30 protein-coding genes are annotated in these 15350 nt (G+C 50.4%); 2 read left to right on the top strand and 28 right to left on the bottom strand.

The genetic code is table 11. The features are described from left to right. Nucleotides 1–3 precede the first annotated feature (3 nt). The gene (gene trkA / locus C1N58_RS19575) at nt 4–1380 is read left to right on the top strand and encodes a Trk system potassium transporter TrkA (RefSeq protein ID WP_033741512.1); all 1377 of its coding nucleotides are present in this window, start codon (nt 4–6) and stop codon (nt 1378–1380) included. A 109-nt stretch (nt 1381–1489) separates the two neighbouring features. Continuing rightward, on the top strand, nt 1490–1900 hold the full coding sequence (gene mscL / locus C1N58_RS19570) for a large-conductance mechanosensitive channel protein MscL (protein WP_006120604.1): 411 nt from the start codon (nt 1490–1492) through the stop codon (nt 1898–1900). Here mscL and C1N58_RS19565 read toward each other — a convergent pair. The 28 genes from C1N58_RS19565 to rplD form a co-directional block, all read right to left on the bottom strand. After that, the gene (locus tag C1N58_RS19565) at nt 1875–2129 is read right to left on the bottom strand and encodes an alternative ribosome-rescue factor A (RefSeq protein ID WP_039343751.1); all 255 of its coding nucleotides are present in this window, start codon (nt 2127–2129) and stop codon (nt 1875–1877) included. The two genes, mscL and C1N58_RS19565, sit on opposite strands and share 26 nt — an antisense overlap. Nucleotides 2130–2215: 86 nt before the next feature. Further along, the gene (locus C1N58_RS19560; RefSeq protein ID WP_394564429.1) at nt 2216–2584 is read right to left on the bottom strand and encodes a DnaJ family domain-containing protein; all 369 of its coding nucleotides are present in this window, start codon (nt 2582–2584) and stop codon (nt 2216–2218) included. A 93-nt stretch (nt 2585–2677) separates the two neighbouring features. Next, on the bottom strand, nt 2678–3064 hold the full coding sequence (gene rplQ, locus C1N58_RS19555; protein WP_009087575.1) for a 50S ribosomal protein L17: 387 nt from the start codon (nt 3062–3064) through the stop codon (nt 2678–2680). Between the two features lie 40 nt (nt 3065–3104). Continuing rightward, a complete protein-coding gene (locus C1N58_RS19550) occupies nt 3105–4094 on the bottom strand; it encodes a DNA-directed RNA polymerase subunit alpha (protein ID WP_033741519.1) in 990 nt (329 codons plus the stop codon). A gap of 25 nt (nt 4095–4119) precedes the next feature. Then, complete coding sequence (gene rpsD, locus C1N58_RS19545; protein ID WP_006120599.1) at nt 4120–4740, bottom strand: 30S ribosomal protein S4; 621 nt, start codon at nt 4738–4740, stop codon at nt 4120–4122. A gap of 32 nt (nt 4741–4772) precedes the next feature. Beyond that, nucleotides 4773–5162 (bottom strand): 30S ribosomal protein S11, encoded by a 390-nt coding sequence (gene rpsK, locus C1N58_RS19540; protein ID WP_004160563.1) that lies wholly within the window; start codon nt 5160–5162, stop codon nt 4773–4775. 16 nt (nt 5163–5178) lie between these two features. After that, nucleotides 5179–5535 (bottom strand): 30S ribosomal protein S13, encoded by a 357-nt coding sequence (gene rpsM / locus C1N58_RS19535; RefSeq protein ID WP_003850176.1) that lies wholly within the window; start codon nt 5533–5535, stop codon nt 5179–5181. 144 nt (nt 5536–5679) lie between these two features. Further along, complete coding sequence (gene rpmJ, locus C1N58_RS19530) at nt 5680–5796, bottom strand: 50S ribosomal protein L36 (protein WP_004160566.1); 117 nt, start codon at nt 5794–5796, stop codon at nt 5680–5682. Nucleotides 5797–5828: 32 nt separating this feature from the next. Next, the gene (secY, locus tag C1N58_RS19525; RefSeq protein WP_006120598.1) at nt 5829–7160 is read right to left on the bottom strand and encodes a preprotein translocase subunit SecY; all 1332 of its coding nucleotides are present in this window, start codon (nt 7158–7160) and stop codon (nt 5829–5831) included. A 7-nt stretch (nt 7161–7167) separates the two neighbouring features. Then, on the bottom strand, nt 7168–7602 hold the full coding sequence (gene rplO / locus C1N58_RS19520) for a 50S ribosomal protein L15 (protein ID WP_009087579.1): 435 nt from the start codon (nt 7600–7602) through the stop codon (nt 7168–7170). 3 nt (nt 7603–7605) lie between these two features. Beyond that, nucleotides 7606–7785, bottom strand: coding sequence for a 50S ribosomal protein L30 (gene rpmD, locus C1N58_RS19515; protein ID WP_003850166.1), 180 nt, complete (start codon nt 7783–7785; stop codon nt 7606–7608). Nucleotides 7786–7790: 5 nt separating this feature from the next. Further along, nucleotides 7791–8291: a 30S ribosomal protein S5 gene (gene rpsE, locus C1N58_RS19510; RefSeq protein WP_006120595.1), complete on the bottom strand. Its 501-nt coding sequence runs from the start codon at nt 8289–8291 to the stop codon at nt 7791–7793. Nucleotides 8292–8305: 14 nt separating this feature from the next. Then, a complete protein-coding gene (gene rplR, locus C1N58_RS19505) occupies nt 8306–8659 on the bottom strand; it encodes a 50S ribosomal protein L18 (RefSeq protein WP_003850163.1) in 354 nt (117 codons plus the stop codon). 9 nt (nt 8660–8668) lie between these two features. Then, a complete protein-coding gene (rplF, locus tag C1N58_RS19500) occupies nt 8669–9202 on the bottom strand; it encodes a 50S ribosomal protein L6 (RefSeq protein ID WP_033741521.1) in 534 nt (177 codons plus the stop codon). A gap of 12 nt (nt 9203–9214) precedes the next feature. Continuing rightward, on the bottom strand, nt 9215–9607 hold the full coding sequence (rpsH, locus tag C1N58_RS19495; protein WP_006120593.1) for a 30S ribosomal protein S8: 393 nt from the start codon (nt 9605–9607) through the stop codon (nt 9215–9217). Between the two features lie 32 nt (nt 9608–9639). Beyond that, nucleotides 9640–9945, bottom strand: coding sequence for a 30S ribosomal protein S14 (gene rpsN, locus C1N58_RS19490; RefSeq protein ID WP_006120592.1), 306 nt, complete (start codon nt 9943–9945; stop codon nt 9640–9642). A gap of 14 nt (nt 9946–9959) precedes the next feature. After that, entirely contained in the window at nt 9960–10499 is a 540-nt protein-coding gene (gene rplE, locus C1N58_RS19485) for a 50S ribosomal protein L5 (protein WP_006120591.1), read from the bottom strand. 14 nt (nt 10500–10513) lie between these two features. After that, nucleotides 10514–10828 (bottom strand): 50S ribosomal protein L24, encoded by a 315-nt coding sequence (rplX, locus tag C1N58_RS19480; protein ID WP_003850150.1) that lies wholly within the window; start codon nt 10826–10828, stop codon nt 10514–10516. 10 nt (nt 10829–10838) lie between these two features. Continuing rightward, nucleotides 10839–11210 (bottom strand): 50S ribosomal protein L14, encoded by a 372-nt coding sequence (rplN, locus tag C1N58_RS19475; protein WP_006120590.1) that lies wholly within the window; start codon nt 11208–11210, stop codon nt 10839–10841. A gap of 168 nt (nt 11211–11378) precedes the next feature. After that, nucleotides 11379–11633, bottom strand: coding sequence for a 30S ribosomal protein S17 (gene rpsQ, locus C1N58_RS19470; RefSeq protein WP_006120589.1), 255 nt, complete (start codon nt 11631–11633; stop codon nt 11379–11381). Beyond that, the gene (gene rpmC, locus C1N58_RS19465) at nt 11633–11824 is read right to left on the bottom strand and encodes a 50S ribosomal protein L29 (protein WP_006120588.1); all 192 of its coding nucleotides are present in this window, start codon (nt 11822–11824) and stop codon (nt 11633–11635) included. The genes rpsQ and rpmC overlap by 1 nt, the downstream gene beginning before the upstream one ends. Next, entirely contained in the window at nt 11824–12234 is a 411-nt protein-coding gene (rplP, locus tag C1N58_RS19460) for a 50S ribosomal protein L16 (RefSeq protein ID WP_002438716.1), read from the bottom strand. The genes rpmC and rplP overlap by 1 nt, the downstream gene beginning before the upstream one ends. 11 nt (nt 12235–12245) lie before the next feature. Then, nucleotides 12246–12944 (bottom strand): 30S ribosomal protein S3, encoded by a 699-nt coding sequence (gene rpsC / locus C1N58_RS19455; protein WP_006120587.1) that lies wholly within the window; start codon nt 12942–12944, stop codon nt 12246–12248. Between the two features lie 17 nt (nt 12945–12961). Then, entirely contained in the window at nt 12962–13294 is a 333-nt protein-coding gene (rplV, locus tag C1N58_RS19450) for a 50S ribosomal protein L22 (protein ID WP_002919773.1), read from the bottom strand. A gap of 13 nt (nt 13295–13307) precedes the next feature. Next, nucleotides 13308–13586, bottom strand: coding sequence for a 30S ribosomal protein S19 (gene rpsS, locus C1N58_RS19445; protein ID WP_001138115.1), 279 nt, complete (start codon nt 13584–13586; stop codon nt 13308–13310). 16 nt (nt 13587–13602) lie between these two features. After that, entirely contained in the window at nt 13603–14424 is an 822-nt protein-coding gene (gene rplB, locus C1N58_RS19440) for a 50S ribosomal protein L2 (protein WP_006120586.1), read from the bottom strand. Nucleotides 14425–14441: 17 nt separating this feature from the next. Further along, nucleotides 14442–14744, bottom strand: a complete 303-nt coding sequence (gene rplW, locus C1N58_RS19435) for a 50S ribosomal protein L23 (RefSeq protein ID WP_006120585.1) — start codon at nt 14742–14744, stop codon at nt 14442–14444. Next, the gene (rplD, locus tag C1N58_RS19430) at nt 14741–15346 is read right to left on the bottom strand and encodes a 50S ribosomal protein L4 (RefSeq protein ID WP_006120584.1); all 606 of its coding nucleotides are present in this window, start codon (nt 15344–15346) and stop codon (nt 14741–14743) included. Before rplD ends, rplW begins: the two co-directional genes overlap by 4 nt. Nucleotides 15347–15350: the final 4 nt, after the last annotated feature.

Below are 15350 nucleotides of genomic sequence, written 5' to 3'. Positions count from 1 at the left end.
GCGATGAAAATCATCATTCTTGGTGCTGGCCAGGTTGGAGGCACACTGGCCGAAAATCTGGTTGGCGAAAACAACGATATAACAGTTGTTGATACAGATTCAGCACGTTTACGTCAGTTACAGGATAAATTTGATTTACGTGTTGTGCAGGGTCATGGTTCCCACCCACGGGTTCTCCGTGAGGCGGGCGCGGAAGACGCCGATATGCTGGTCGCCGTTACCAGCTCTGACGAAACCAACATGATAGCCTGTCAAATCGCGTATTCGCTCTTCAACACGCCAAATCGTATCGCCCGTATACGTGCGGCTGACTATCTGCGCGATGCGGATAAGCTTTTTATCCCCGAAGCAGTGCCTATCGACCATCTGATTTCGCCTGAGCAACTGGTTATCGACAATATTTACCGCCTGATTCAATATCCGGGCGCGTTGCAGGTAGTTAATTTTGCTGAAGGCAAAGTGAGCCTCGCAGTCGTGAAAGCCTATTACGGTGGCCCCCTGGTGGGCAATCCATTGTCGATCCTGCGCGATCACATGCCCCATATCGATACGCGCGTAGCGGCGATTTTTCGTCAGGACCGCCCTATCCGGCCACAGGGCTCCACCATTATCGAAGCCGGTGATGAAGTTTTCTTCATTGCCGCCAGCCAGCATATTCGTGCGGTAATGAGTGAAATGCAGCGCCTGGAAAAGCCTTATAAACGCATCATGTTAGTAGGCGGCGGCAACATTGGCTTTGGCCTGGCGCAAAAGCTCGAGAAAAACTACAGCGTGAAACTTATTGAGCGCAATCCCCAGCGCGCGGCCGAACTGGCTGAACAGTTGCACGACACGGTGGTCTTTTACGGTGATGCCTCCGATCAGGAACTACTGGCGGAAGAGCATATTGAGCAGGTGGATTTGTTTATCGCCGTCACCAACGATGACGAAGCCAATATCATGTCTGCCATGCTGGCCAAAAAAATGGGCGCCAAGAAAGTTATGGTGCTGATTCAACGCCGTGCTTATGTCGATCTGGTCCAGGGCAGCGTCATTGATATCGCCATTTCTCCCCAGCAGGCGACCATCTCGGCCTTACTGGGACATGTGCGCAAAGCCGATATTGTGGGTGTCTCGTCATTACGTCGAGGCATTGCTGAAGCCATCGAAGCCATCGCGCATGGCGACGAAACCACATCGCGCGTGGTGGGACGGTCAGTTGATGATATCAAGCTGCCACCAGGCACACTGATTGGTGCTGTGGTGCGCGGCGACGATGTGATGATAGCGAATGACAATCTGCGTATTGAACAGGGCGATCACGTTGTGATGTTTTTAACCGATAAAAAGTTTGTGCCGGACGTCGAGCGCCTGTTCCAGCCCAGTCCGTTTTTCCTATAACACATAAAAAGCCAGCACTGACATGTCAGTGGCTTATTGTCTGTGGTTAATGGCAAATATTGTGAGCTTTGTTAAACTTTATGGCATTGGCTAAGGCAAGGAGAGAAGTATGAGTTTATTCAAAGAGTTTCGTGATTTTGCGATGCGCGGCAACGTGGTTGATCTGGCCGTCGGTGTGATTATCGGTGCGGCATTCGGTAAGATTGTTTCATCACTGGTCGCGAACATCATTATGCCACCGCTGGGCTTGCTGATTGGCGGCGTTGATTTCAAATCGTTTAGCTGGGTGCTTAAACCTGCCGTCGGCAACACACCGGCTGTGGTTATGGAATATGGTATTTTCCTGCAAACCGTATTTGATTTCATCATTGTTGCTTTTGCTATCTTTATGGCGATTAAGCTGATGAACAAACTGTATAAGAAGAAAGAAGTGGAAAAACCGGCACCTAAACCTACAAATGAAGAACTGCTTCTGACAGAAATCCGCGATTTACTCAAACAACAGAATACGAAAATCTAAAATAAAAAGCCGCTCTGAAGCGGCTTTTTTGTGTCTGTAAAGCAGAAGGCCAGTGATAAACGGCTTGCTTATCACTGGCCTCCCAGCCTTTCCCATGTTTTTCTTTACGCCGGTAACTGCCTTTGCCTTTTTGTTTTTCTTCAACACGTTGCCTGAACAGCGGGTCGTGTAACAATGCCTGTAAGGCGTTATCCTGTATTTGTCCTTTCGTATGACGGTATCTGGACATAACTTCTCCGGTTGAGTAATGGAATAATGCGGTGAAAAGATGAAGCAAACTCATTATACGCGCACAACAGCGACAAAAAATACACCTTAATCGGGCACGAGTTTGGTCTTAATCGCACGACCATATTCCCCCTCAAGAAAATCAGTGCGCATACCGGCCTGGCTCAGCCTTATCTTCAGTTGCCGTAATCGTTGTGTCTGGATCAGCGCCTCTGGATCGTCAGGATCTAAATGCTGTAAAAGATCGCTGACCTGAAGTGCTTCGCGGCGCAGCTCAAGTTCGGGGGGAAGAAAACCTGCATTTTTTAACAGTCGGTATCCTGCTCGTAGATCAGATGGAACCTGACTGTCGTCTTCGAGATTCAGCGGTGCGCCTTCGCCCGGCAGATCACTCAGCTCACCTTTCTCCTGCGCGGCTTTAATATGCTGTTCTGCAAGCTGATCAATTAACCACATTGTTCACCTCCTTCATGACACCACAAGCGTAGCAGACGCAGAATGACAGGCAATAAAAAACCCGCCGAAGCGGGTTTTTCACGTTGCAACAGATTACTCTGCTGCAGCTTCTGCTTGAGCTTCTGGACGATCAACCAGCTCGATGTATGCCATCGGAGCGTTGTCACCAGCGCGGAAGCCACACTTCAGAATGCGAGTGTAACCACCTGCACGGCTCGCGAAACGCGGGCCTAACTCATTAAACAGTTTTGCCACGATCTCGTTATCACGAGTACGGGCGAATGCCAGACGACGATTAGCTACGTTGTCGGTCTTGGCAAGAGTAATCAGCGGCTCAACTACGCGGCGCAACTCTTTGGCTTTCGGCAGAGTCGTCTTGATGATCTCGTGACGAACCAGAGAGCCAGCCATGTTGCGGAACATAGCCTGACGATGGCTGCTGTTGCGGTTCAGTTGACGACCACTCTTACGATGGCGCATGACCTTATCCTTCTCAGTGAAACCTTAACCTGTGATCGGGTTATTCATCAGCAATGCTTGCCGGTGGCCAGTTTTCCAGGCGCATGCCCAGAGACAGACCACGTGAGGCCAGCACATCTTTAATCTCGGTAAGAGATTTTTTACCAAGGTTAGGCGTTTTAAGCAGCTCAACCTCAGTACGCTGTACCAGATCACCGATGTAGTGGATAGCTTCTGCCTTAAGGCAGTTAGCAGAGCGGACAGTCAATTCCAGATCGTCAACAGGGCGCAGCAGGATCGGATCGAATTCTGGTTTCTCTTCTTTCACTTCCGGCTGACGTACATCACGTAAGTCAACGAAAGCTTCCAGTTGTTCTGCCAGGATGGTCGCCGCACGACGAATCGCCTCTTCAGGATCGATTGTGCCGTTGGTTTCCATTTCGATGACCAGCTTGTCCAGGTCGGTGCGCTGCTCTACACGCGCTGCTTCAACATTGTAGGCGATACGGTCTACAGGGCTGTAGCAAGCGTCGACCAGCAGACGGCCGATTGGGCGCTCATCTTCTTCCGAATGAATTCGGGCAGAAGCCGGCACATAACCACGACCACGCTGAACTTTGATACGCATGCTAATAGATGCGTTGTCATCGGTCAGATGGCAGATCACATGCTGCGGCTTGACGATTTCGACATCACCATCATGGGTAATGTCGGCTGCAGTCACAGGGCCAATGCCAGATTTATTCAAGGTAAGAATAACTTCATCTTTGCCCTGAACTCTTACCGCCAAACCTTTAAGGTTGAGCAGGATTTCCAGGATATCTTCCTGTACACCCTCTTTGGTGCTGTACTCATGCAGTACACCATCAATTTCAACCTCGGTCACCGCGCAACCCGGCATTGATGAAAGCAGAATACGGCGCAGCGCGTTACCAAGAGTATGGCCAAAGCCACGCTCTAAAGGCTCAAGGGTCACCTTGGCGTGCGTCGAACTCACTTGCTCGATATCTACCAGGCGCGGTTTTAGAAACTCTGTCACAGAACCCTGCATTGTGTCCTCTCTTTGGTACTAAGCTTTACTTAGAGTAAAGCTCGACGATCAGGTGTTCGTTAATGTCCGCAGACAGATCAGTACGTTCAGGAATACGTTTGAACACACCTTCCATCTTAGCTGCATCAACTTCCAGCCAGGTTGGCTTTTCACGCTGCTCAGCCAGCTCCAGAGCGGCCTTCACGCGAGATTGCTTTTTGGCTTTCTCACGGATGCTAACGACATCATTCGGAGATACCTGATAAGAAGCGATGTTAACAACGCGACCATTTACCAGAACAGACTTATGGCTGACCAGCTGACGTGCTTCCGCACGCGTGGCACCAAAGCCCATACGATAAACGACGTTGTCCAGACGGCCTTCCAGCAGAGCCAACAGGTTTGCACCGGTGTTGCCTTTCAGACGTGCTGCTTCTTTGTAATAGTTACGGAACTGACGCTCAAGCACACCGTAGATACGACGAACTTTTTGCTTTTCACGTAACTGACCGCCGTAGTCAGACAGACGTGGCTTGCGCGCACCGTGCTGACCAGGGGCTTGTTCAATCTTACACTTGGAATCAATCGCGCGAACGCCAGACTTAAGGAATAAGTCAGTGCCCTCACGACGGCTCAGCTTGAGCTTAGGACCCAAATATCTTGCCATTTTCTTTCTCCAACTAACCTAAAAAACGGACGTTATACGCGACGTTTTTTCGGCGGACGACAACCGTTGTGAGGGATCGGAGTCACATCAGTAATGTTCGTGATGCGGAAACCAGCGGCGTTCAGAGCACGAATCGTTGATTCGCGGCCTGGACCCGGACCCTTAACCATAACTTCCAGGTTCTTAATACCGTAATCTTTTACAGCTTCTGCACAGCGCTCTGCAGCGACCTGAGCAGCAAACGGCGTAGATTTACGTGAACCGCGGAAACCGGAACCACCGGCGGTTGCCCAACCCAGTGCGTTACCCTGACGATCAGTAATGGTAACGATGGTGTTGTTAAAAGACGCATGGACATGAGCCACGCCATCTGAGACTTGTTTTCTTACACGCTTACGTGCACGAACTGGTGCCTTTGCCATTATTTACTCACCCCGATTATTTCTTGATCGGTTTACGCGGACCCTTACGGGTACGTGCGTTGGTCTTGGTGCGCTGACCGCGAACCGGTAGACCACGACGATGGCGCAAACCACGGTAGCAACCAAGGTCCATCAGACGCTTGATGCTCAGGGTGATTTCACGGCGCAGATCACCTTCAACAACGAATTTAGCAACTGCATCACGCAGCTGATCAATTTGTTCTTCAGACAGCTCACTGATCTTAACATTTTCAGCAATACCCGTTGAAGCGCAAATGGCTTTAGAACGAGTTTTACCAATACCGAAGATCGAAGTTAATGCGATAACGGTATGTTTCTGATCAGGAATGTTAATGCCTGCTATACGGGCCACTATGCACTCCTACTATTTAATATGTACGCACCATGCTGAAAAGCCCGTTTTCAGGATACTCAAATGGAAACGTACAGACATACAAAAGATTGGCTGGCTAATCTAGCCAGCTCAACCCGACTTTGCAAGAAAAATATGTGAAAATCAGCCTTGGCGCTGTTTATGCTTTGGCTCGGCGCTGCAGATCACACGAACGACACCGTCGCGACGAATGATTTTGCAGTTACGACATAATTTCTTGACGGAAGCACGAACTTTCATTTTTACTCTCCGTAACTTCTCAACCACCTGAATTAACGGCCATAGCCCTTCAGGTTAGCTTTCTTCAATGCAGACTCGTACTGACTTGACATCATCAGAGTTTGCACTTGAGCCATAAAGTCCATGATGACGACCACTACGATAAGCAGCGATGTACCGCCAAAGTAGAAAGGAACTTTCATCGCATCACGCATGAACTCCGGGATAAGGCAAATAAAGGTAATGTAGAGGGCACCGATTAAGGTTAACCGTGTCATTACTTTATCGATATATCTCGCCGTTTGCTCTCCCGGACGAATTCCCGGTACGAATGCACCAGACTTCTTCAGGTTATCTGCTGTTTCACGCGGGTTGAAAACCAACGCCGTGTAGAAGAAACAGAAGAAGATGATAGCAGTCGCATAGAGTAGCACATAAAGCGGCTGTCCTGGCTGCAAATACATCGAAATTGTTGTCAGCCAGTTCCAACCGGTACCGCCCCCGAACCACGATGCAATCGTTGCCGGGAACAGAATAATGCTGGAAGCGAAGATTGCCGGGATAACCCCTGCCATATTCACTTTCAACGGTAAATGTGTGCTCTGTGCAGCGTAAACGCGACGACCTTGTTGACGTTTCGCATAATTCACCACAATGCGGCGTTGACCACGCTCAACGAAAATAACAAAGAAGGTCACTGCAAATACGAGAACTGCAACCAACAGCAACAGAAGGAAGTGCAGGTCACCTTGCCGCGCTTGCTCGATGGTATGGCCAATGGCCGGCGGAAGTCCCGCAACAATACCCGCGAAGATAATGATCGAGATACCGTTACCGATACCACGTTCAGTAATCTGTTCGCCCAGCCACATCAGGAACATTGTCCCGGTAACCAGACTTACAACAGCGGTAAAATAGAATGCAAAGCCTGGATTCATTACCAGGCCTTGCATACCAGGCATATTCGGCAAACCGGTAGCAATACCGATCGACTGGAATATGGCCAATACCAACGTACCGTAACGGGTGTACTGACTAATCTTACGACGGCCAGCCTCCCCTTCTTTCTTGATTTCTGCTAAGGCAGGATGAACCACCGTTAACAGCTGGATAATAATAGATGCCGAAATATACGGCATGATACCCAGAGCAAAAATAGAAGCACGGCTGAGAGCACCACCAGAGAACATGTTAAACATTTCAATGATGGTGCCACGCTGTTGCTCAAGCAGTTTGGCAAGTACAGTGGCATCAATACCAGGGATTGGAATGAAAGAGCCAATGCGGAAGACAATCAGTGCACCGATAACAAACAGCAGTCTGCGTTTCAGTTCACCAAAGCCACCTTTGGCACTTTGAAAATCTAATCCCGGTTGTTTAGCCATCTGCTACTTATTCCTCGATTTTACCGCCAGCAGCTTCGATTGCAGCACGAGCACCTTTGGTGACACGCAGGCCGCGAACCGTTACCGGTGCAGAAACTTCACCAGACAGAATGACTTTAACGAACTCAATCTGGACACCGACAATGTTGGCTGCTTTCAGCGCGTTCAGGTCGACGATACCGCCTTCAACTTTCGCCAGATCAGACAGACGAATCTCTGTGGTGATCATTGCTTTGCGAGAGGTGAAACCGAACTTCGGCAGACGACGGTACAGAGGCATCTGACCACCTTCGAAACCGCGACGTACGCCACCGCCAGAACGTGAGTTCTGACCTTTGTGACCACGACCACCGGTTTTTCCGAGGCCAGAACCGATACCACGACCCAGACGCTTGGTAGCGTGCTTAGACCCTTCGGCCGGAGACAGAGTATTTAAACGCATCTCTTACTCCTCCACTTTAACCATGTAGGAAACCGCGTTGACCATGCCGCGTACAGCTGGCGTGTCTTCACGCTCTACGGTATGACCAATACGACGCAGACCCAGGCCAACCAGAGTGGCTTTATGCTTAGGCAAGCGGCCGATTGAACTACGGGTTTGAGTGATTTTAATAGTCTTTGCCATCGTGATTACCCCAGAATTTCTTCAACGGATTTACCACGCTTAGCAGCGACCATTTCCGGAGACTTCATATTGCCCAGGCCGTCGATAGTTGCACGAACCACGTTAATCGGGTTAGTAGAACCATAGGCTTTTGCCAGAACGTTATGTACTCCAGCGACTTCCAGAACGGCGCGCATTGCACCACCGGCGATGATACCGGTACCTTCTGAAGCCGGCTGCATGAACACACGGGACCCAGTGTGCGCACCTTTAACAGGGTGCTGCAGGGTGCCGTTGATCAGCGCGACATTAACCATGTTGCGACGGGCTTTCTCCATCGCTTTCTGGATCGCTGCTGGAACTTCACGCGCTTTACCGTAACCAAAACCAACGCGGCCGTTACCATCACCCACTACAGTCAGTGCGGTGAAGGAGAAAATACGACCACCTTTTACAGTTTTAGATACACGGTTTACCGCGATCAGTTTTTCCTGCAGTTCGCCAGCTTGTTTCTCGATGTGTGCCATCTTAGACCTCTACCTTAGAACTGAAGGCCAGCTTCACGGGCAGCATCTGCCAGTGCCTGGACGCGACCATGATATTGGAAACCGGAACGGTCGAAAGAAACACCAGTGATGCCTTTTTCGATTGCGCGTTCTGCAATAGCTTTACCTACAGCAGCTGCGGCTTCTTTATTACCGGTATACTTCAGTTGTTCAGTGATAGCTTTTTCTACAGTAGAAGCAGCAACCAGAACTTCGGAACCGTTCGGGGCGATTACCTGTGCGTAAATGTGACGCGGGGTACGATGTACCACCAGGCGAGTAGCACCCAGCTCTTTGAGCTTGCGACGTGCACGGGTCGCACGACGGATACGAGCAGATTTCTTATCCATAGTGTTACCTTACTTCTTCTTAGCCTCTTTGGTACGCACGACTTCGTCGGCGTAACGGACACCCTTGCCTTTATAAGGCTCAGGACGACGGTAGGCGCGCAAGTCAGCTGCAACCTGGCCGATCACCTGCTTATCAGCGCCTTTCAGCACGATTTCAGTCTGAGTCGGACACTCTGCAGTGATACCCGCGGGCAGCTGGTGATCAACTGGATGAGAAAAGCCCAGAGACAGGTTAACTACGTTGCCTTTAACGGCAGCACGATAACCAACACCAACCAGCTGCAGCTTCTTAGTGAAGCCTTCGGTAACACCGATAACCATTGCGTTCAGCAGCGCGCGAGAAGTACCCGCCTGCGCCCAGCCGTCAACATAACCTTCGCGCGGAGCGAAAGTCAGAGTGTTGTCAGCATGCTTAACTTCAACAGCATCATTGATAGTACGAGTCAGCTCGCCGTTTTTACCTTTAATCGAAATTACCTGACCGTTGAGTTTTACCTCTACGCCGGCAGGAACAACGACAGGTGCTTTAGCAACACGAGACATAGTATCCTCCGATTACGCTACGTAGCAGATAATTTCGCCACCAAGACCAGCCTGGCGCGCTGCACGATCAGTCATAACACCTTTCGATGTAGAAATGACAGCGATACCCATACCAGCCATTACCTTTGGCAGCTCATCTTTTTTCTTATAGATGCGCAGGCCGGGACGGCTTACTCGCTGAATGCTTTCTACAACCGCTTTACCCTGGAAATACTTAAGAGTCAGTTCCAGTTCCAGCTTGGTGTCGCCTTCGATTTTAAAATCTTCAATAAAGCCTTCTTCCTTCAGCACGTTGGCAATTGCCAATTTCAGCTTGGAGGAGGGCATGGTGACCGCAACTTTGTTCGCGGCCTGACCGTTACGGATACGGGTCAGCATATCCGCGATCGGATCTTGCATGCTCATCTGTGTTACTCCCGTGATTCAATTGGTGACAATTACCAGCTAGCCTTTTTCAGACCCGGGATTTCACCGCGCATTGCGGCTTCACGGACCTTGATACGGCTCAACCCAAACTTCCGCAGGAAACCGTGCGGACGACCTGTTTGACGGCAGCGGTTACGCTGACGTGAAGGGCTGGAATCACGCGGCAGACTCTGCAGCTTGAGAACGGCATCCCAACGGTCTTCGTCGGAAGCGTTCACATCAGAAATGATCGCTTTCAGTTCAGCGCGTTTTGCGAAGAATTTGTCTGCTAATTTCACACGCTTAACTTCGCGTGCTTTCATAGATTGCTTAGCCATTAAGTAACCCTACCTTACTTACGGAACGGGAAGTCAAAGGCAGCCAGCAGAGCACGGCCTTCATCATCAGATTTCGCAGTAGTGGTAATGGTAATATCCAAACCACGAACGCGATCGACTTTGTCGTAGTCGATTTCTGGGAAGATGATCTGCTCACGTACACCCATGCTGTAGTTGCCACGACCATCGAATGACTTAGCGGACAGGCCACGGAAGTCACGGATACGCGGTACAGCAATGGTGATCAGACGCTCAAAGAACTCCCACATGCGTTCGCCACGCAGAGTTACTTTACAGCCGATCGGATAGCCCTGACGGATTTTGAAGCCTGCAACTGATTTGCGTGCTTTGGTGATCAACGGTTTTTGACCGGAGATTGCTGCCAGGTCAGCTGCTGCGTTATCCAGCAGTTTCTTGTCAGCGATCGCTTCACCAACACCCATGTTCAGGGTGATCTTCTCGACCCGAGGGACTTGCATGACAGAATTGTAGCCGAACTCAGACATGAGTTTCTGGACTACCTCGTCTTTGTAGTAATCATGCAGTTTCGCCATCGTACTACTCCAAATTACTTGATAGTTTCGCTATTAGATTTGAAGAAACGGACTTTTTTACCGTCTTCGAATCTAAAGCCTACACGGTCAGCCTTACCGGTTGCCGCATTGAAGAGAGCAACGTTAGAAACCTGAATTGCAGCTTCTTTTTCAACGATGCCGCCTGGTTGGTTCAGAGCCGGAACAGGCTTCTGATGTTTCTTAACCAGGTTGATACCTTCAACGATGACCTTGCCAGAAGACAGGACGTTCTTAACTTTACCGCGCTTACCTTTATCTTTACCGGTTAACACGATAACTTCGTCGTTACGACGGATTTTAGCTGCCATTGTTCGCTCCTTAGAGTACTTCTGGTGCCAGAGAGATAATTTTCATGAACTTTTCAGTACGAAGTTCACGAGTTACCGGCCCAAAAATACGCGTACCGATAGGCTGCTCGCTGTTATTGTTTAAAATAACGCATGCATTACCATCGAAGCGAATGACAGAACCGTCCGGGCGACGAACACCCTTCCTGGTGCGCACCACTACCGCCTTCAGGACATCACCTTTTTTAACTTTACCACGTGGAATTGCTTCCTTGATGGTAACTTTAATGATGTCGCCGACGCCTGCGTAGCGACGGTGCGAGCCACCCAGAACCTTGATACACATTACGCGACGTGCACCGGAGTTGTCGGCGACGTTCAGCATAGTCTGTTCTTGGATCATTTCAGTGCTCCGCTAATGTCAACTACTACTTCGGGACCTAGACCTCAGGTCGATTGAAAGCCCCATAATTGAGGGCGCGGCATTATAACACCGGTTCTCGCAGATGGGTAGAAAAAATGAACGGCTCTTTCGAGCCGTTCATTAGATTTTTAAAGAGGGCAAATTCTATTACAGAATTGCTTTCTCTACAACGCGAACCAGTGTCCAGGACTTAGTCTTAGACAGTGGACGGCATTCGCGGATTTCTACCACGTCGCCGATTCCACATTCGTTGTTCTCGTCATGGATGTGCAGCTTAGTCGTACGCTTAATGAATTTTCCATAGATTGGATGCTTCACGAAACGCTCGATAGCAACAACAGCAGATTTCTGCATTTTGTCACTAACAACACGACCCTGCAGAGTACGGATTTTATCGGTCATTACGAACCCGCCTTCTCAGTCAGTAAAGTCTTAACGCGTGCAACATCACGGCGAACCTGCTTCAGCAGATGAGACTGCTGCAGTTGGCCAGATGCTGCCTGCATGCGCAGGTTAAATTGCTCACGCAGCAGATTAAGCAGCTCAGTGTTCAGCTCTTCAACGCTTTTTTCACGCAGCTCTGTTGCTTTCATTACATCACCGTCTTAGTTACAAAGGTGGTTTTGATAGGCAGTTTTGCTGCTGCCAGCTTGAATGCTTCACGGGCCAGCTCTTCTGGTACGCCGTCCATTTCATACAGGACTTTACCAGGCTGGATCAGGGCAACCCAATACTCAACGTTACCCTTACCTTTACCCATACGCACTTCCAGCGGCTTCTCGGTGATCGGTTTGTCCGGGAATACACGGATCCAGATCTTACCTTGACGCTTAACTGCACGGGTCATAGCACGACGTGCTGCTTCGATCTGACGGGCAGTCAGACGACCACGGCCAACAGCTTTCAGACCGAAAGTCCCGAAGCTAACATCCGTACCCTGCGCCAGACCGCGGTTGCGGCCTTTGTGCACTTTACGGAATTTCGTACGCTTTGGTTGTAACATAGCGACTCTCCTTACTTACGGCCTTTACGCTGCTGCTTTTTAGGTTGAGCAGCCGGTTCCGGTTGTTCAACAGCAGCCATACCACCCAGGATCTCGCCTTTGAAGATCCATACCTTAACGCCGATTACACCATAAGTGGTGTGCGCTTCAGAGGTGTTGTAGTCAATGTCAGCACGCAGAGTGTGCAACGGCACGCGACCTTCACGGTACCATTCGGTACGTGCGATCTCGGCGCCGCCCAGACGGCCGCTAACTTCAACTTTGATACCCTTCGCGCCCAGACGCATGGCGTTCTGAACCGCACGCTTCATAGCACGACGGAACATCACACGACGCTCCAGCTGTGAAGTGATGCTGTCAGCAACCAGTTTTGCGTCCAGTTCCGGTTTACGGACTTCGGCGATATTGATCTGTGCAGGAACGCCAGCGATTTTCGCGACGACCGTGCGCAGTTTTTCTACGTCTTCACCTTTCTTACCGATCACGATGCCAGGACGAGCGGTGTGAATGGTCACACGGATGCTCTTAGCTGGACGCTCGATAACGATACGAGATACAGACGCCTTAGCCAGTTCCTTAGTCAGGTACTGACGTACTTTAAAGTCGCTGTCCAGGTTGTCAGCGAATTCTTTGGTGTTCGCAAACCAGGTAGAGTTCCATGGTTTTACAATACCCAGGCGAATACCATTAGGATGTACTTTCTGACCCATTGCTAGTCTCCAGAGTCTCAGCGATCGGACACAACCACAGTAATGTGGCTGGTGCGCTTCAGGATGCGATCTGCACGACCTTTTGCACGCGGCATAATGCGCTTCATGCTTGGGCCTTCGTCGACGAAAATTTTCGCGACTTTCAGATCGTCGATATCAGCGCCATCGTTGTGTTCAGCGTTAGCAATGGCAGATTCCAGAACTTTCTTGACCAGTACAGCCGCTTTCTTGTTGGTGTAGGTCAAAATGTCCAGTGCCTGCGACACTTTCTTACCGCGGATCAGGTCAGCAACAAGGCGAACCTTCTGAGCAGAAGAACGAGCGTGGCGATGTTGAGCTAAAGTTTCCATCTCTTCCTCCTACTTATTTCTTCTTGGCTTTTTTATCAGCCGCGTGACCGCGATAAGTACGTGTCGGCGCGAATTCACCCAGTTTGTGACCAACCATTTCGTCGGAAACAAAGACAGGAACGTGCTGACGACCATTATGGACAGCGATGGTCAAACCGATCATGTTAGGAAAGATCGTTGAACGACGGGACCAAGTGCGCAAAGGCTTCTTGTCACCGCTTTCCACCGCTTTCTCTACCTTCTTCAGCAAGTGCAGGTCAATAAAAGGACCTTTCTTGAGAGAACGTGGCATGGCTTATCCTCTAATATTATTTGCTACGGCGACGTACGATAAATTTATCGGTACGCTTGTTGCTACGGGTCTTCTTACCTTTGGTCTGAACGCCCCACGGAGTTACCGGGTGCTTACCAAAGTTACGACCTTCACCACCACCGTGCGGGTGATCTACTGGGTTCATCGCGGTACCACGAACGGTCGGACGAACACCACGCCAACGGGTTGCACCAGCTTTACCCAGAACGCGCAGCATATGCTCAGCGTTACCGACTTCGCCCAGTGTAGCGCGGCAGTCAGCTTCGACTTTACGCATTTCACCTGAACGCAGACGCAGGGTAACGTAGGAACCTTCACGCGCAACGATCTGCACGTAAGCACCGGCTGAGCGAGCAATCTGACCGCCTTTGCCTGGTTTCATTTCTACGTTGTGAACGGTAGAACCCACCGGGATGTTACGCATCGGCAGTGTGTTACCTGCTTTGATCGCAGCATCAACGCCAGACTGAATCTGGTCGCCGGCTTTCAGGCCTTTAGGGGCCAGGATGTAACGGCGTTCGCCGTCTTTGTACAGAACCAGTGCGATGTTCGCAGAGCGGTTCGGATCGTACTCAAGACGTTCAACGGTTGCCGGGATACCATCTTTGTTGCGTTTGAAGTCAACCAGACGGTAAGCCTGCTTATGACCACCACCGATGTGACGGGTAGTGATGCGACCGTTGTTGTTGCGGCCACCGGATTTGCTGTTTTTTTCCAGCAATGGAGCAAACGGCTTGCCCTTGTGCAACTCTGGGTTCACCACTTTAACGACGTGGCGACGACCCGGAGATGTCGGTTTACATTTAACAACTGCCATTGTCTTTCTCCTCCGACTTACTCAGCGCCGCCGACGAAGTCCAGATTCTGGCCTTCCTTCAGGGTGACGTAAGCTTTTTTCCAGTCGCTACGACGACCGATACGCTGTCCGTGACGCTTAACCTTACCTTTAACTACCAGGGTGTTAACGTCTTTAACTTCTACTTCGAACAGTTTCTCAACAGCAGCAACGATCTCTGCTTTAGTCGCGTCTTTAGCTACTTTGAGTACGATGGTGTTGGTTTTTTCCATCGCGCTAGATGCCTTTTCAGATACGTGCGGCGCGCGCAGTACTTTCAGCAGACGTTCTTCACGGATCATGCCAGCATCTCCTCAACTTGCTTAACTGCATCAGCAGTCATAACGACTTTGTCGAAGGCGATCAGGCTAACTGGGTCGATACCCGCTGCATCACGCACGTCAACCTTGTACAGGTTACGCGCAGCCAGGAACAGATTCTCATCCAGTTCGCCGGTGATGATCAGCACGTCTTCCAGCGCCATGTCTTTCAGCTTCTGTGCCAGCAACTTGGTTTTCGGTGCTTCAACAGAGAACTGCTCGACAACGATCAGACGATCTTGACGTACCAGTTCGGACAGGATGCTTTTCAGCGCGCCGCGGTACATCTTTTTGTTAACTTTTTGACTGTGGTCTTGTGGCTTAGCAGCAAAGGTCACGCCACCTGAACGCCAGATCGGGCTCTTTACAGAACCTGAACGCGCACGGCCGGTGCCTTTCTGACGCCAAGGCTTTTTGCCTGAACCGGTTACTTCAGCGCGAGTTTTCTGCGCGCGAGTACCCTGGCGGGCGCCTGATGCGTAAGCAACAACAACCTGGTGAACCAGCGCTTCGTTGAAATCACGACCGAAGGTAGTTTCGGAAACAGTCAGCGCGCTCTGCGCGTCTTTCAATACTAATTCCATTGCT

It is taken from the genome of Pantoea sp. SGAir0180, from assembly GCF_043546245.1.
Note: the sequence above shows the minus strand (reverse complement) of the source record. Positions and strands in the feature narration are given on the sequence as shown.

Bases quoted from the DNA above. Each gene is read 5' to 3' on its own strand.
- trkA (WP_033741512.1), top strand. From the start codon at position 4: ATGAAAATCATCATTCTTGGTGCTGGCCAGGTTGGAGGCACACTGGCC.
- mscL (WP_006120604.1), top strand. From the start codon at position 1,490: ATGAGTTTATTCAAAGAGTTTCGTGATTTTGCGATGCGCGGCAACGTG.
- C1N58_RS19565 (WP_039343751.1), bottom strand. From the start codon at position 2,129: ATGTCCAGATACCGTCATACGAAAGGACAAATACAGGATAACGCCTTA.
- C1N58_RS19560 (WP_394564429.1), bottom strand. From the start codon at position 2,584: ATGTGGTTAATTGATCAGCTTGCAGAACAGCATATTAAAGCCGCGCAG.
- rplQ (WP_009087575.1), bottom strand. From the start codon at position 3,064: ATGCGCCATCGTAAGAGTGGTCGTCAACTGAACCGCAACAGCAGCCAT.
- C1N58_RS19550 (WP_033741519.1), bottom strand. From the start codon at position 4,094: ATGCAGGGTTCTGTGACAGAGTTTCTAAAACCGCGCCTGGTAGATATC.
- rpsD (WP_006120599.1), bottom strand. From the start codon at position 4,740: ATGGCAAGATATTTGGGTCCTAAGCTCAAGCTGAGCCGTCGTGAGGGC.
- rpsK (WP_004160563.1), bottom strand. From the start codon at position 5,162: ATGGCAAAGGCACCAGTTCGTGCACGTAAGCGTGTAAGAAAACAAGTC.
- rpmJ (WP_004160566.1), bottom strand. From the start codon at position 5,796: ATGAAAGTTCGTGCTTCCGTCAAGAAATTATGTCGTAACTGCAAAATC.
- secY (WP_006120598.1), bottom strand. From the start codon at position 7,160: ATGGCTAAACAACCGGGATTAGATTTTCAAAGTGCCAAAGGTGGCTTT.
- rplO (WP_009087579.1), bottom strand. From the start codon at position 7,602: ATGCGTTTAAATACTCTGTCTCCGGCCGAAGGGTCTAAGCACGCTACC.
- rpmD (WP_003850166.1), bottom strand. From the start codon at position 7,785: ATGGCAAAGACTATTAAAATCACTCAAACCCGTAGTTCAATCGGCCGC.
- rpsE (WP_006120595.1), bottom strand. From the start codon at position 8,291: ATGGCACACATCGAGAAACAAGCTGGCGAACTGCAGGAAAAACTGATC.
- rplR (WP_003850163.1), bottom strand. From the start codon at position 8,659: ATGGATAAGAAATCTGCTCGTATCCGTCGTGCGACCCGTGCACGTCGC.
- rplF (WP_033741521.1), bottom strand. From the start codon at position 9,202: ATGTCTCGTGTTGCTAAAGCACCTGTCGTTGTTCCTGCCGGCGTAGAG.
- rpsH (WP_006120593.1), bottom strand. From the start codon at position 9,607: ATGAGCATGCAAGATCCGATCGCGGATATGCTGACCCGTATCCGTAAC.
- rpsN (WP_006120592.1), bottom strand. From the start codon at position 9,945: ATGGCTAAGCAATCTATGAAAGCACGCGAAGTTAAGCGTGTGAAATTA.
- rplE (WP_006120591.1), bottom strand. From the start codon at position 10,499: ATGGCGAAACTGCATGATTACTACAAAGACGAGGTAGTCCAGAAACTC.
- rplX (WP_003850150.1), bottom strand. From the start codon at position 10,828: ATGGCAGCTAAAATCCGTCGTAACGACGAAGTTATCGTGTTAACCGGT.
- rplN (WP_006120590.1), bottom strand. From the start codon at position 11,210: ATGATCCAAGAACAGACTATGCTGAACGTCGCCGACAACTCCGGTGCA.
- rpsQ (WP_006120589.1), bottom strand. From the start codon at position 11,633: ATGACCGATAAAATCCGTACTCTGCAGGGTCGTGTTGTTAGTGACAAA.
- rpmC (WP_006120588.1), bottom strand. From the start codon at position 11,824: ATGAAAGCAACAGAGCTGCGTGAAAAAAGCGTTGAAGAGCTGAACACT.
- rplP (WP_002438716.1), bottom strand. From the start codon at position 12,234: ATGTTACAACCAAAGCGTACGAAATTCCGTAAAGTGCACAAAGGCCGC.
- rpsC (WP_006120587.1), bottom strand. From the start codon at position 12,944: ATGGGTCAGAAAGTACATCCTAATGGTATTCGCCTGGGTATTGTAAAA.
- rplV (WP_002919773.1), bottom strand. From the start codon at position 13,294: ATGGAAACTTTAGCTCAACATCGCCACGCTCGTTCTTCTGCTCAGAAG.
- rpsS (WP_001138115.1), bottom strand. From the start codon at position 13,586: ATGCCACGTTCTCTCAAGAAAGGTCCTTTTATTGACCTGCACTTGCTG.
- rplB (WP_006120586.1), bottom strand. From the start codon at position 14,424: ATGGCAGTTGTTAAATGTAAACCGACATCTCCGGGTCGTCGCCACGTC.
- rplW (WP_006120585.1), bottom strand. From the start codon at position 14,744: ATGATCCGTGAAGAACGTCTGCTGAAAGTACTGCGCGCGCCGCACGTA.
- rplD (WP_006120584.1), bottom strand. From the start codon at position 15,346: ATGGAATTAGTATTGAAAGACGCGCAGAGCGCGCTGACTGTTTCCGAA.